11 protein-coding genes, 2 tRNA genes and 2 pseudogenes are annotated in these 14,393 nt (G+C 61.3%); 5 read left to right on the top strand and 10 right to left on the bottom strand.

Translation table 11 applies throughout. The features are described 5' to 3' along the window. Positions 1-208: 208 nt before the first annotated feature. Positions 209-1,135 (bottom strand): annotated as a pseudogene (locus tag SJ05684_RS07305) (ISNCY family transposase); the annotation flags it as partial. A 108-nt stretch (positions 1,136-1,243) separates the two neighbouring features. Between SJ05684_RS07305 and SJ05684_RS07300 the strand changes: the two are divergent. Further along, positions 1,244-2,275 carry an IS110 family RNA-guided transposase gene (locus SJ05684_RS07300; RefSeq protein WP_034854782.1) on the top strand — a complete coding sequence of 344 codons (1,032 nt, stop codon included), beginning with the start codon at positions 1,244-1,246 and terminating at the stop codon, positions 2,273-2,275. A 298-nt stretch (positions 2,276-2,573) separates the two neighbouring features. On the opposite strand, the pseudogene SJ05684_RS07295 reads toward SJ05684_RS07300, so the two are convergent. The 9 genes and pseudogenes from SJ05684_RS07295 to SJ05684_RS07255 all read right to left on the bottom strand — a co-directional run. Beyond that, positions 2,574-3,062, bottom strand: a pseudogene (locus SJ05684_RS07295) (helix-turn-helix domain-containing protein); the annotation flags it as partial. A gap of 276 nt (positions 3,063-3,338) precedes the next feature. Next, on the bottom strand, positions 3,339-4,793 hold the full coding sequence (locus SJ05684_RS07290; protein WP_095694228.1) for an ISNCY family transposase: 1,455 nt from the start codon (positions 4,791-4,793) through the stop codon (positions 3,339-3,341). A 239-nt stretch (positions 4,794-5,032) separates the two neighbouring features. Beyond that, positions 5,033-5,869: an MBL fold metallo-hydrolase gene (locus SJ05684_RS07285; RefSeq protein WP_034857364.1), complete on the bottom strand. Its 837-nt coding sequence runs from the start codon at positions 5,867-5,869 to the stop codon at positions 5,033-5,035. Between the two features lies 1 nt (position 5,870). After that, positions 5,871-6,650, bottom strand: coding sequence for a TatD family hydrolase (locus SJ05684_RS07280; protein WP_034857365.1), 780 nt, complete (start codon positions 6,648-6,650; stop codon positions 5,871-5,873). 14 nt (positions 6,651-6,664) lie between these two features. Further along, positions 6,665-8,215 carry a methionine--tRNA ligase gene (gene metG / locus SJ05684_RS07275; protein WP_034857366.1) on the bottom strand — a complete coding sequence of 517 codons (1,551 nt, stop codon included), beginning with the start codon at positions 8,213-8,215 and terminating at the stop codon, positions 6,665-6,667. Between the two features lie 136 nt (positions 8,216-8,351). Further along, a complete protein-coding gene (locus SJ05684_RS07270; RefSeq protein WP_034857367.1) occupies positions 8,352-9,383 on the bottom strand; it encodes a DNA polymerase III subunit delta' in 1,032 nt (343 codons plus the stop codon). Beyond that, entirely contained in the window at positions 9,380-10,060 is a 681-nt protein-coding gene (gene tmk, locus SJ05684_RS07265) for a dTMP kinase (protein ID WP_034857464.1), read from the bottom strand. The genes SJ05684_RS07270 and tmk overlap by 4 nt, the downstream gene beginning before the upstream one ends. Positions 10,061-10,140: 80 nt before the next feature. After that, complete coding sequence (locus SJ05684_RS07260; protein WP_034857465.1) at positions 10,141-11,295, bottom strand: D-alanyl-D-alanine carboxypeptidase family protein; 1,155 nt, start codon at positions 11,293-11,295, stop codon at positions 10,141-10,143. A gap of 57 nt (positions 11,296-11,352) precedes the next feature. Beyond that, positions 11,353-12,393: a septal ring lytic transglycosylase RlpA family protein gene (locus SJ05684_RS07255; RefSeq protein WP_034857369.1), complete on the bottom strand. Its 1,041-nt coding sequence runs from the start codon at positions 12,391-12,393 to the stop codon at positions 11,353-11,355. Between the two features lie 288 nt (positions 12,394-12,681). Between SJ05684_RS07255 and SJ05684_RS07250 the strand changes: the two genes are divergently transcribed. The 4 genes from SJ05684_RS07250 to lexA all read left to right on the top strand — a co-directional run bounded on the left by SJ05684_RS07250 (position 12,682) and on the right by lexA (position 14,208). Continuing rightward, a tRNA-Ser gene (locus tag SJ05684_RS07250) sits at positions 12,682-12,771 on the top strand. Positions 12,772-12,857: 86 nt separating this feature from the next. Beyond that, positions 12,858-12,933, top strand: a tRNA-Ala gene (locus tag SJ05684_RS07245). Positions 12,934-13,149: 216 nt separating this feature from the next. Continuing rightward, on the top strand, positions 13,150-13,317 hold the full coding sequence (locus tag SJ05684_RS29970; protein WP_085939122.1) for a hypothetical protein: 168 nt from the start codon (positions 13,150-13,152) through the stop codon (positions 13,315-13,317). A 180-nt stretch (positions 13,318-13,497) separates the two neighbouring features. Continuing rightward, entirely contained in the window at positions 13,498-14,208 is a 711-nt protein-coding gene (gene lexA, locus SJ05684_RS07235) for a transcriptional repressor LexA (protein ID WP_034857370.1), read from the top strand. Positions 14,209-14,393: the final 185 nt, after the last annotated feature.

Here is a 14,393-nt window from a genome sequence, read left to right as displayed (position 1 = left end):
CACTTCATCCTTGAACCCACCCGGCTACACAAGATGTGGCGGCCAGGTTGAAATGTCCGCTCCGGCCCAAAGTAGAAATGTCACGTTGCGCTGCCACACGGCGCGACGACCAGCCCCGATCCGACCGGCTGGTCCGGGTTGCAAGGGAAGATCGGGGCGGGTGGATTAGCCACTGATCGGCTTTAGCTTTGACAGCCCGATCCGTCGATCATTCTGCGGCATCGCCGTTAGAGAGCGCCTGCCGCCGCCGAGCAATGACCGCCGGATCGTTCATGGAATCCGTCCGCCGGCCGGGCTTGCGACCCCGCGGCGTGTAGCCATTCTTCTCGCTGTTGGTCTTGACCTTCGGCGACGACTGATCCTGCCGCTCCTTGATACAGGCCAGCACATCGGAAAGCCGCTTGTTCTCGGTGATCGCCGCATGCGTCACCCGCTGGTCCTTGTCAAACACCCGGTAGGGCAGGGAATACCCCTTCCAGCGCACATCCAGCCTGCCGTCGGCATAGGCGTAGGTCTCGACATAGCGGCCGACCAGTCCGCGCGTCACCCCGTTCTCTTCCAGCATGATCCGCTGGCGCTCGTAGGAGAACGTCAGCTGGGCACCGACATAACGCTGCTCCCGCTTGCACAGGATCTCCTTCAGCCGATCCGGGGCAAGGTTCAGCGACCGATGCCGATCATCAGGTCGGGCAGGGGTAATGGCAAACTGCCGGTTATAGCGCTCCATGAACCGAGGCAGGAAAGCGTTGCCGTCGTCCATGCCGCAGATGCCCTCCAGGCGCAGATCCTTAATCAAACGGTCCTGCAGCGTCCGGTTCATCCGCTCGACCCGACCCTTCGCCTGGCTCGAGTTCGCGCAAAGAATCTCAATGTTTAGCTCTGAAAGCGCGCGGCCGAACTGGGTCATGCCCTGACCGCCCTTGGCATCCTTCTTCGCCACCCGGAACACCGAATGCTTGTCGGAATAAAAGGCGACCGGAGCACCATGCGCCTGCAGATAAAGCTCCAGCGCCTCGAAATACGTAAACGCACTTTCCGAGCGCACGAACCGCAACTGCATCAGCTTGCCGGTCGCATCGTCGATGAACACCAGAAGCGAACAGGGGTCACCGCGATCCTCGAACATGGAGTAATCGCGGCGCGACCGCCCTGCCGTTTTGGCTGGCGAGGGTGGTTGCCCCCGATAAGATGGAAAAACGGGCTCTCGATTGGAACCGGGCCCAAACATCGGATGGAGGCAACCATGGACCAATATATTGGGCTTGATGTTTCATTGAAAGATACGGCGATCTCGGTTCGGGAAGACGGGAAGCGGATCTGGCGGGGGAGATGTCCTTCGGACCCCAAGCTTCTTGCAGAGATGATCCGCAAAAACGCCCCGCACGCCCGGCGCGTCGTATTCGAGACGGGGCCGTTGTCGACGTGGTTCTATCATGTGCTGACGACCGAGGGGGTTCCTGCGATCTGCATAGAAGCGCGGCACGCGCAAAAGGTATTGAACGAGACGCTCAACAAAACCGATGCCAACGATGCGGATGGTTTGGCTCAACTCGCTGACGCAGGCTTTTACAAAGCGGTTCGCGTCAAGTCGTTTGACGCTATGATGGCCCGCGCGTTGGTGGCTGCCCGCGAACAACTCCTGAACATCTCAACACAACCTGGCAATCAGATCCGCGGTCTGATGAAGACATTCGGTCTTATCATCCCCAAAGGAGCGGGTCGGGTGTTTGATGGCAATGTGAGAAGGCTTTTGGAGGGCAATGACGGGCTCGCAAAGATCATCTTGCCTCTGCTTGAGGCATGGTACGATATGCGCAATCGAGTGGCCGGCCTTGATCGCCAGTTGCTTACTGTCGCACGGGAGAGCCAGGCTACGAAGCTATTGATGACAATCCCAGGCATCGGCGCTATCACGGCTGTATCCTACGTTACGGCAGTTGAAGATCCAGAAAACTTCCGAACGTCGCGCTCCGTTGGCGCCTGGCTTGGGTTGACAACCCGGCGCTACCAGTCAGGCGAGGTCGATTATGACGGCCATATCTCGCGAAGAGGCGACAATCGTTTGCGGGGGCTGCTTTATGAAGCGGCAACAGCGCTCCTGACGAGAACCAATCCCAGGACCGAGAGCAGTCTCAAGAGTTGGGGGCTTAAGCTGCGTGAGCGGCTTGGCTTCAAACGGGCCGCTGTGGCCGTCGCCCGGAAGCTCGCGGTCATCATGCACAGCATGCTCAAGACGGGAGAAGTGTTCAACGCATCGGCTGGCGCCACCGTATAGGAGACGCTCAGCCTTCGTCCCTCAGCGCGCCATCTAACTTTTGGTGCTGAGCGTCCCTGCTGCGGACGTGGGCAGGATCATTCCGCTTTCGCTGGCTGCAGCTCGTTGAGACTGCGCCTCGAACATTAGGAAGATCCCACCTGCGAAGACCATTGTGCGGCGACATTTGTCGACCGCGGAGACAACCCTGCTCCCAGCACTGGATAGCTCTGAAGACACGGCCGGTGAGGGCAGATTTACCCAATCAGTTTTAGCCGTGTTGCCTGCGCCGCAAGCCGGCAAGGTCGCTGGATGCTCAAACCAGCTTGACGGATGGAATGCGATTAGACAACCAGCGATGCTCGGAACCGTCGATCTGCACCAGCTCGCCGTAGGCTTCTCGGCGCAGCCGCGGCTGATGGAAGCTGCGCCGCTGCTTGCGTGACAGCCACAGGCCGGCCTTCGACATCCATTTGCGTAAGGTCTCGCGCGACACCGTCAGGCCGTCGCGCTCGGCCAGCTTCTCGGCAGCCAGCGTCGGACCGAAATCGGCATAGCGCTCGCGCACGACCGCTACGGCATAGTCGCGCACGCCGTCGCTGATCCGGTTGTTCGACGGTCGGCCGATCGCCTTGTGCCGGATCGATGCTGCACCATCCGTCCGGATCCGCTCCAAGAGCCGGCGAACCTGACGCGTGCTCAAGCCCAGGACATGCGCCGCCGAAACAATCGTCATCCGGCCGTCGACGACCTTCGACAGAACCTCAATCCGCTGCAGATCGCGTTCGCTCATCGCAATCAGTCCCATCCGCAATCTCCCACGTCATTGAAAACGCGGGGAGAGTGACATTCTTACTTTGCAGAAACAGGACACTTCAACTTTGCGGCTACACAAGATGTCACAGCTATTTAAAGAAGAGACAAAGTAGTCAACTTAGAAATGCGACTTCATCCTATCCATTATTACTGCGTTTTCAAGTTGATATGTTTACAAAGTACGCAGACCCAAGCCGCCGGCCGGGTGGAGCTGGTCAGGGTTGCGCAGCCCGGTCGGCGGCGGATGGCTCCAGCTGCAAAATAAACTTCAGCTTTGAGAGCTCGAACCCGTCGGATGCTCGGCTGCCTTCAATCTTGCCAGAGACTGCTGCCGCCGGGCGATCACCACAGGATCGTTGGTGAAATCCGTCCTCCTGCCAGGCTTCGTGCCGCGCTTTTGGTAGCCATTGCTTTGGCTGCCGTCGGGAATGCCGAACATATGGTCCGTCTGGCCGGTGCGACGCGGCCCGCTTTTGCTGCGCTGTTGCTCTCGGCCGGCCTGCATCTCGGCCACTAGCGCCAGCATGTCATCGAGGCGCTTGTTCTCAACCACCTCGGATCGGTGCACCGAGCGCAGCGTGTCGAAGGTTCTGTAGGGCAGGGACGTCCCCTCGTGGGTGATCTCAAGACGGCCATCGGGATAGTCGCAGACAATGACCTTCTTGCCGGCGAGCGTCTTGGCGATATCCGTCGGATCGAGGATGAATTGCACCTTGTCATAGCGCAGCGTCAGGGCCTGCGACAGCTTGCGGATCTCCTTGCGGCACATGGCACCATCGAGGTTCTCATGCGCGGCAAACGGCCGATGCATGTCCTTCGGATTGCGCGGTTCCTTGCCAAAGCGACGATTGAAATCCGCGATGAACTCCGGCGCATAGGCATTGGCCGCCGCAATCGTGTCGATGCCGCGCAGCCGCAGTTCCTTGACCAGACGATCCTGCAGCGTCTGGTTGGCGCGCTCGACGCGTCCCTTGGCCTGCGGGGTATTGGCGCAGATGATGTCGATGTTGAGCTCATAAAGAGCCCGCCCGAACTGCGTCAGGCCACTGGTCCTGTCCTTCTTGGAAGCATGGGTCGTGCGGAAGATGCCATGCTTGTCGCTGTAGAAGGCGATCGGCTTGCCCCATTGCTGCAGATAGGCCCTCGTTGCGTGAAAATAGTCGAAGGTGTTCTCTGAAGCCGCAAAGCGCAGATGCAACAGCTTGCCGGTGGCGTCGTCGATATAGACGAGCAGGGCGCATTTGGGGCCGCGGTTCTCGAACCACCAATGATGCGAGCCATCGATCTGAATGAGTTCGCCGAAACAATCGCGCCGGCCGCGCGGCTGGAAAACCCGCTTCTTGCGTTCGCGTCGCGACACCCAGAGGCCGGCTTCCATCATCCACTGACGCAGCGTCTCCTTGCTGACGGCTATCCGGTGGCGTTCGAGCAGCTTCTCGGTGGCCAACGTTGGTCCGAAATCCACGTAATGCTCACGCACCAGGTCGAGCACCAGGTTGCGGAAGTCCTCACTGTGGCGCCGGTTGCTCGGCCGGCCGCGCTTCTTCGAGACCAGACCGTCGGCGCCGGCACGATCATAGGCCTGCAACAGCCGGTGCACCTGACTGCGACTGAGACCGAGCAACGCGGCCGCCTCGACGACAGTCAGGCTACGCCCGCGAATCTGTTGGATGAGTTCAAGACGATGCAATTCCTTCTGCGACATGGTGATCAAACAAGACATGACGACTCCGAACGCTCATGGTCTCAACCACGCTTCACGTCGCCAGTCTTCCTTCCAAACGTTGACGTTTGACCAGCATCCCAAGAGGCGACGACTGTCGCATCTCTAACTGGTGCATATGTCGCATCTCTAAAATGTCGCTACACAAGATGATCGCATAAGATAGATTATGGAACTCTCTGCGCGACGAAGCATCCCTTTCAAAACAATGGCTTGAAATCGGATGCTTGCTCGCGACGTTACGCTTCTTCGGTGCTCGGCATGACGACCTCGAACTCCAGCCGCATCATGTCGTAGGCCGGCTCGACATGATCCGGCGTCTCGTTGCGCACCGTCTCGTAGTCCAGCGGCACGTGCATATGCGTGAGCACGGCGCGTTTCGGCTCGAGCCGGTTTATCCAGCCGAGCGATTGCACCAGCGACAGATGACTCGGATGAAATTTGTACTGCAACGTGTCGATGACCAGCAGATCGAGGTCAAGAAGCTTTTCGATGGTTTCCGCGGGAAAGTCGCTGACGTCGCTGCAATAGGCGAAGTCGCCGATGCGAAAACCCAGCGAGTGAATGTTGCCGTGAAACTGCATCAGCGGCTGGAATGCGATCGGACCACCGGCGCCATGAACGGTCACGGGCGGGAGATCGTCTTCGATGACCCGAGGCTCGACGATCGGTGGATAGCCGCTGCCGGGCGGCGATTCCATGCAATAGCGAAACCCATCGCGGATCCGGGACATCGTCAGGGCATCCGCCCAGATCGGTATGCGCCGCCGGTTCTCGATGACGAAACCGCGCAGATCATCGATTCCGTGCAAGTGATCCGCGTGAGCGTGAGTGTAAAGCACCGCATCGATATGGCGCACATCGGCTGCAATCATCTGCGTGCGGAAATCCGGACCGGTGTCGATGACGACGGTGGTCTTGCCGCCGTCCGGCGCGACCTGCTCGACGAGCAGCGCAGCCCTCATGCGTCGGTTACGCGGGTTCGACGCATCGCAGGCGCCCCAATCACCGGTGATGCGCGGCACGCCCGGCGAAGAGCCGCAACCGAGAATGGTAAAGACCCGCCGGAACGCCATGTCAGAGCCTCGGCATCTTCGAGAATATCCGGAACGCGTTTTCGGTGGTGATGCCCTCGATCTCGGCCCGGCTGACGCCGATCGTCTCGGCCAGCACGTCCGCCGTATGCGCGACATAGGCCGGCTCGTTGCGCTTGCCGCGGAACGGCTTCGGCGCCAGATAGGGCGCATCCGTCTCCACGATCATCCGGTCGGGCGGAACGGTCTTGGCGATATCCCGCAGTTCCTGCGATTTGGGAAAGGTCAGAATGCCCGAGAAGGAAACGTAGCCGCCGAGTTCGATGCCGATGCGCGCCAGTTCCGGACCGGATGAAAAGCAGTGCAGGAGGAAGGGGAAAGTGCCCTTCCCCGCCTCCTCCGTCAGGATCGCCGCCATGTCTTCATCCGCCGAGCGGCTGTGGATGACGAGCGGCAGCCCGGTTTCGCGCGCTGCCTCGATGTGCCGGCGTAGGCCTTCCGCCTGCGCCTCGCGCGGCGCGTTGTCGTAGAAGTAATCGAGCCCGGCCTCGCCGATCGCCACCACTTTCGGATGTTTCGAAAGGCGAACGAGATCCTCGGCCGTGATATCCAGCTCTTCGTCGGCATTATGGGGATGAGTGCCGACCGAACAGAAGACGTTCGGATATTTTTCGGCAATCGCAAGGATCGTCTCGAAGCGCTTCACGCGGGTCGAGATCGTCACCATCTGGGTCACGCCGGCCTCACGGGCGCGTTCGATGATCGCGTCGCGTTCCGCTTCGAAATCGGGAAAGTCCAGATGGCAATGCGTGTCGATCAGCATTGATATGCTCTCGCTTACGCTTCCGGCGCCACATAGCGCGGGAAGACCGGCTTCGGTGCCTCGAGCGGCGTTCCGGACACGAGCCGCCCGGCCTCGCCGAGGCTGGCGAAATCCCGCTTTTCCGCCGGAATGGCGACGAGATCGAGCAGCTTGCCTGCCGATCCCGGCATGAAGGGCTGCAGCAGAATGGCAATCTGGCGCACGACCTCCGCCGTCACGTAGAGCACTGTCGCCATGCGCTCCGGATCGGTTTTCTTGAGCGCCCAGGGCTCCTGGCCCGCGAAATAGCGGTCCGTTTCGGAGACGACCGCGATGATGGCGGCGAGCGCGCGGTGGATGAGCTGCTTTCCCATCTCCTCGCGCGTGGTCTCGCCAAGCGCGTCGGCCGCCGCAAGCATGGCCTTGTCCTCGTCCGTCAGCGGCCCACAGGCGGGTATCTGGCCATCGCAGTTCTTCACGATCATCGAGAGCGAACGGCTGGCGAGATTGCCGATGCCGTTGGCGAGGTCGGAGTTGATACGCGTCGCTATCCCCTCCTCGCTGTAGCTGCCGTCCTGACCGAACGACACCTCGCGCAGGAAGAAGTAACGGATCTGGTCCAGGCCGAAATGCTCGACGAGGTTGAACGGATCAACCACGTTGCCGAGCGACTTCGACATCTTCTCGCCCTTGTTGAGCAGGAAGCCGTGCGCAAAGACCCGCTTCGGCAACGGCAGCCCGGCCGACATCAGAAAAGCCGGCCAGTAGACCGCGTGGAACCGGATGATGTCCTTGCCGATGACATGAATGTTCGCCGGCCAGAATTTCGCCCGCGGACCTTCGGGATCGGTGAGGTAGCCTGTGGCGGTCAGATAATTGGTCAGCGCATCCACCCAGACATACATCACATGGGCCGGATCGTTCGGCACCTTAATGCCCCAGTCGAACGTGGTGCGCGACACCGAAAGGTCCTTGAGCCCCGACTTGACGAAGGAGATTACTTCGTTGCGCCGCTCCGCAGGGCCGATGAAGTCCGGATTGTCCTCGTAGTGTTTCAGAAGCTTTTCCTGATAGGCGGAGAGGCGGAAGAAGTAGCTCTCCTCCTCCACCCACTCGACGGGTGTTCCCTGGGGGCCATAGCGAACGCCGTCGGCGCGCAGCTCCGTTTCATTCTCCTGGTAGTAGGCCTCGTCGCGGACCGAGTACCAGCCCGCATAGGAATCCTTGTAGATGTCGCCCGCCTCGCTCATTCGGGTCCAGATCGCCTGCGACGCCTCGTGATGCCGCTTTTCGGTCGTGCGGATGAAGTCGTCGTTGGACGCGTTGAGAAGGCGCGCCATGTTCTGGAACTCGGCCGAGTTGCGTTCGGCCAGCTCCTGCGGCGAAACCCCTTCCTTCTTCGCCGTCTGCTGCATCTTCTGGCCGTGTTCGTCCGTGCCGGTCAGGAAGAACACTTCGCGTCCGTCGAGCCGCTGGAACCGGGCAAGCGCATCCGTCGCGATCAACTCGTAGGCATGGCCGATATGCGGTTTACCGTTGGGATAGGAGATCGCGGTGGTGATGTAGAAGGGGGAGGTGTTTTTCATATCGGCTTCGATTGTCTCGGATCGGGAACTAAGGCTGCTATTAGCGCATCGCCCTTGGGTAGGGAACCGCCGCGCCAAGAAAAAGCCGATTGCCGCTGCCGCCGCAACCGGGCGGAAGTGGAGGTTCACCCCCTGCCTATAAGGCATCCTTCAGGTCGTCGAGAAGCGACAGGATCGTCTGCTTGCGATCGAGATTATAGGCGTCGCTCAGCGCCAGGCGTTCGGCGAATTCGCTTGAAAATCGTGCGAAACGTTCGGCCTTTTCGATGTCGCCGGCCAAAGCTGCGTCGCGGGCCGATTGCATGACTCGGCCCGTCAGCAGCGATGAGAAGAAATCGAAGATCGTCTCGCTGTCCTTCGCCGAGAGAATGTCGGCGAGCTTGTGCATCTGCTTGCGAACCGCAGGCCCCTGCCCTGCGAGAACGTCCTCGAAGGCGGCGGCAATGTCGAGGCCGCCGTAATTGATCAACTTCAGCGCCTCCGAAACGCTGCCGCCCGCCGCGGCGAGGATCTGCTCGCCGCTCGCGCCGGCAAGATCGAAACCGAGATGCGAAAGCGCCTGACGCATGGCCCCTGCATCGAGCGGCTTCAGCCGCAGCGGCAGGCAGCGCGAGCGGATCGTCGGCAGGAGTTTTCCCGGCGCGTGGGTCAGGACGAGGAACAACGACCGGCGCGGCGGCTCCTCCAATATCTTCAGGATGGCGTTGGCCGCATTGCGGTTGAGGTCGTCGGCCGGGTCGATGATGACGATCCGCCAGTTCCCCGTGCCCGACGTCTGGCCGAAGAATTTTCCGGCGCGCCGCACTTCGTCGACCGTGATCGCACCCTTGACCCTTCCGCTCTTTTCATCGACCGGACGGGTCAGGTGCAGGAGGTGATGGGAGGCTCCGGAGGCAAGCTGGCGGCTTACGATCGAACCGGGATCCGGGTCGCCAAGGCTGTCGGGCGCCTGGGTCGGCTCCGGATGGCAAAGCACGTGATTGGCGAAGCGGAAGGCGAGTGTCGCCTTGCCGATGCCCTCCGGCCCTTCGATGAGGATCGCATGATGCCCCTTGCCTGACTTATAGCTCTGCGCGAGGAAGGCTTCGGCCTCACCGTGGCCGAAGAGCCTGCTGTTTTCAGCCGGAGCAATCGCCCCGTCCAGCACCCCTGCACGTTCTGCCGTCATGTGGCCACTTCCGCGGCAGATGTGCGCGCCGCGTCCTCCTCCGGCAGCAGCGCCGCCACGAGGTCCAGCACGTCTGCCGCGATCACCTCCGGCGGGCGCGTCGCGTCCACGACCCGGCAGCGCTCCGGATCGGCCTCGGCAATATCGAGAAAGGCTCCACGCCGCTTCTCATGCGTCTCCATCTGCTCCTTTTCGAAGCGGTCCGGCCCCTCATCGGCGGCGCGGCGGAGCGCACGCTCGAGACCTACGGAGGCGGGAAGGTCGAAGATGATGGTGCGATCGGGAATGACGCCGTTGACGGCAATGCGCTCCAGCGTCTCGACGAAGCTCGACTCCAGGTTGCCGGTGATCCCCTGATAGACGCGCGAGGAATCCATGAAGCGGTCGCAAAGCACGATCGTTCCCCGCTCGAGCGCCGGCCGAATAACCTGTTCGACATGGTCGCTGCGCGCGGCGGCGAAGAGGATCGCCTCCATGCGCACGCCGAAGGGCTCCGCCGCCCCTGAAAGAAGCACGTGGCGAACCGCCTCTGCACCGGCGGACCCCCCGGGCTCGCGTGTCGTGAGCACGTCATAGCCGCGTGCGCTGAGCGAATCGGCAAGCAGGCGCATCTGGGTCGATTTGCCCGCCCCTTCTCCGCCTTCGAACGTTACGAACAAACCCTTTGTCAGCGACACATGCTCTTCCAGATCGGCGTATTCCTGCTTCCTGTTTAGCCGATTGGTCTGCCGGAAGAAACCGCCACGGCGTGCAATTGTCACAGCCAGAAGAACAGCAGTTCCTGCAGGGCGTCGAGCGCGCGGCTCGTCAGCGTGCCCGGCCCCACGGCATCGGCTGTGCGCACCGGAACTTCCTTGATGAGCCTTTCTCCGTTCCAGAGCTTGACGACGCCGACCTCCTGGCCTGCGGCCACCGGTGCGCTGAGCGGCCACCTATAGACGATGCGGGCGGTCAGCCGCTCCGGATTGTTGACCGGCAGCAGCACGTCCACCGGCCCGCCGGCGACAAGCGCGACACGGGAGGCCGTCCCACCATAGACGCTCGCTTCTCCGATCGCTTCGCCACCGGCAAAGATCCGCCGCTTCTCGAAGTTCGTCATTGCCCATTCGAGGACGCGGCGGCTCTCTTCGATTCTCTCCTTTTCGCTCTCAAGCCCGCCCATTGCGAGATAGACACGGCGATCGCCGCGCTGCATCGAAGCGGCGACCGAGAAGCCGAAACCTTCCGCAAATCCCGTCGCGAGCCCATCGACGCCGACATTGGCGGCGATCAGGGGGTTCTTGTTGCGCTGGAAGATGCCGTTCCACTCGAAATCAGGCTGGGAATAGAGGCGGTAGTAGCGCGGATGCGCCTCATGCAAATGCCGCGAGAGGGTGACGAGTTCCCGCATGGTGATCTTGTTTCCGGGATCCGGGAGTCCGGTCGCGTTCTTGAACGTCGCGACCGGCATGCCGAGCTCGCGAGCCCGCTCCGTCATCCGTTCGGCAAAGGCCGTCTCGCTGCCCGCCATTCCCTCGGCAAGGATAATGCAGGCGTCGTTCGCCAGTTGGACAATTGCACCTTGCATGAGATCCGCAACCGGAACCTCCGACTTGATCGCGGCAAACATGGTCGCGGTGCCGGAAGGCGCGCCGCCCGTGCGCCAGGCATGTTCCGAAACTTCGAAGGTCGTGTGCGGCGTCAGTTCACCTCTGTCCAAGGCCTCGAAGACCAGCTCCATCGTCATGAGCTTGGCAAGGGATGCCGGCGGCACGGGCTCGTTCTCGCCGCGCGCAAAAAGCACGGTGCCGGTCTCGGCATCAACCAGATAGATCTGCTTCGCCTTCGTGTTGAAGGCAGGCGCCTGCGCCGCCGCCTCCCCTGCGACGACCGCCGCAAGAACACCCACGATCGCCAGCCACATCATGCGCATGAGAAACTCCGGTTTCTTCACGGGCATAGCAGTGCGGCCACCCCTATTCAACCGGCGTCAATCGGGCAGAGCCCCCCGGTTCTGCCGCTTCGCATAGGCAAGAATGGACTCGGGCGTCAGCGGGTTCGGATCGGCCATGATCGCCTCGAATGGCGAAGCCCTGTCGCTGACCCGGACTTCGACATAGGCGGCGGCATAGGCCATGCTGCCGTCCGGAAGCGGGATCCACTCCGGGCGTTCGGAGGGGACCGGCCCGATCTCCGGCAGAATCATGAACTCGGCGAGCGCGGCTGAAGCCGGGGAAGCCGCAGCCGGTGCCGCGAGCGCGTTCATCGGCGTCGTTTCGCCAAGCGTCGGTTTCGCCGGAATCGTCAGGGTGCCAAGGTCCCGCGCCTGGTCGCGCAGCGGCTCGTTCGAAGCCACCATGACCCCCGTGGCGATCTGCCCTTCCGGCGCAACGCCCGGACTGCGATCGCCCTTGGTGACGTAGGACGCCATGAGATAGGGCATGTCGTTGCCCTCGAGCGGAGCCCGGCCGACATATTGCACGCGCACCTTGGCGCTTCCCTTGCGCTTGATATCGAGCAGGTCGGCGGTCTTGGAGGAAACATCGATGATCCGGCCATATTCATAGGGCCCGCGATCGTTCACACGCACGATGACCGATGTACCGTTCTCCAGATTGGTGACGCGAGCATAGCTCGGCAAAGGGAAGGTCGGGTGCGCCGCGGAAAGGTGATACTTGTCGTAGACCTCGCCATTCGCGGTCAACCGGCCATGAAAGGCCGAGCCGTACCAGGAAGCCATGCCGGTCTTGTTGTAACCCGGCTCCTCCTTCGGCTTATACCACTTGCCCTTGACCTGGTAGGCCTTGCCGACCTGGAAGCGCCCGCCGCCCTTCGGCATATTGCGCCCGGTCGCGACCCGTGGGCTCGCTTTGACGCCATAGACGGATTCGGCGAAATATTCCTTGCTCCTCGACTTGCTCTTCTTGACGCTGGACGTGGAGCCGCAGGCCGCCAGCGTAGCGCAAAGCAGTGGAATTGCAGCGAGGCGCAATCCCCTCGCAAGGCAGGCCGCATTTCTATGAGATATCATCTGTCCCACAAGGTCATTCGCAAATTCGTGGCAGAACGGTCCGCATGTCACCCCCGCGGATCTTTCGGCGTCCCGAAAAGGGACAATCGAGCAATGATGACAACATCAAGGCAAAAATACGAATTCTAGGTGAGATCGCGCCGGATTTTGCTCGTTATGGTTTACGAATGGTGAACGCGAGGCCGGTGGAATGTGGGTGCCGAGCAGCAGAGGTCCAAGAAATAATTCGTGCGGACGCCTCGCTTAAATCTTGCAACGAACCGCACTTCGCGCAATAACGCGCTGCCCGGATGGGTGGCCGAGCGGTTTAAGGCACCGGTCTTGAAAACCGGCGTAGGTGAGAGCCTACCGTGGGTTCGAATCCCACCCCATCCGCCACCTGAACCCGTCCGAACCAGAGCCCGCCGACGCAGTCGAACGGACTGGCGCGGGCTGTCGAATTCTTCTATATAGTTTGGGCCCGTGGGGTCGTAGCTCAGTTGGGAGAGCGCCGCAATCGCACTGCGGAGGTCGAGGGTTCGACTCCCTTCGACTCCACCATTCTTCCCTTTTGTCCGCCGCGCAGAAGCGCAACGGCCCTGATCAGGCCGCTCACGCAACAGGTGTTTACGCCGAGGCGCATCGCCCCAAGTCGTTTACCAGGATGGCTAAATGAGGATTTCGGCCATCGACGCTCCCTTGCCATCGCCAGCGAATTGAGGGACAGTTAAGGTCTGCAGTTTCGCATCTCGGCAACTCCCGCGAGTGGAGAAAAACATGCCCTCTAAAACTCTGATGGCGGTTGCAGCATTGGCGCTCCTGGCACTTTCGGGATGCGCCACGACCGGCGCTACGGGCAATACGACCTACACGCAATGGCACGGCCCCTACCCTGAGCCTGACTTCGACGTGCTCAGCCCCGGAGGTCTGCGTCTCGCCTATTGATCGGGCGCCACTTGAACGCCGTCGTCGCCGGACAGCCCAATGGCTCATCGGCGCCGGCACAGCGATGTCGGCCAAATATTCAGCCTGGCAAAGTTCACGGAATTTTAGGCACTTGCGGAACACAAATGGAACGGATAGTGTCTGTTCTTGATTTGTTTCGCGATTCTGGAGTGACGCGCCATGCTGACCCGCAAGCAACAGGAATTGCTTCTCTTCATTCATGAACGAATGAAGGAATCGGGAGTCCCGCCGTCCTTCGATGAAATGAAAGACGCGCTCGATCTTGCATCGAAGTCGGGCATCCACCGATTGATCACCGCGCTCGAGGAGCGCGGCTTCATTCGCCGGCTGCCCAATCGGGCCCGCGCGCTTGAAGTTATCAAGTTGCCGGAAGCTTATACGGCTCCGGCGCAGCCAAGGCGCGGCTTTTCGCCAAGCGTCATCGAGGGCAGTCTGGGCAAGACGCCTGCCGCGCCCAAGGCCGAGCCGCCGCCGGCCGAAACGGCATCGATTGCGGTTCCCGTCATGGGGCGGATCGCCGCCGGCGTTCCGATTTCAGCGATTCAGAACAATACGCACGAGGTTTCCGTACCGATCGACATGATCGGCAGCGGCGAACATTACGCCTTGGAGATCAAGGGCGACTCGATGATCGAGGCCGGCATCCTCGATGGCGACACCGTGATCATCCGCAACGCGAGCACGGCCAGCCCGGGCGATATCGTCGTGGCGCTGATCGACGATGAGGAAGCGACATTGAAGCGCTTCCGCCGGAAAGGTGCGTCGATTGCGCTCGAAGCGGCGAACCCGGCCTACGAGACCCGGATATTCGGACCGGACCGGGTGAAAATCCAGGGTAAACTCGTCGGGCTGATACGACGGTACCACTAGCGCATCGCCCCGAGATCGGCCCCGCTTTTCGGAAAGCACGAGCGCAGATTCAAAGAGCTAACAGTGTCCTTTGTGCGTCCTGAGGGACGCACAGCGCCGGAGATAATTTTGCGGTCGGACGAATTTTGGTTCGCACAATCGGCGCAAATTAACAGAGCGATACCGGCGGGTTCGGGGGCATTCCG

The organism is Sinorhizobium sojae CCBAU 05684 (assembly GCF_002288525.1).
GTDB classification, from domain to species: Bacteria; Pseudomonadota; Alphaproteobacteria; order Rhizobiales; family Rhizobiaceae; genus Sinorhizobium; species Sinorhizobium sojae.
Note: the sequence above shows the minus strand (reverse complement) of the source record. Positions and strands in the feature narration are given on the sequence as shown.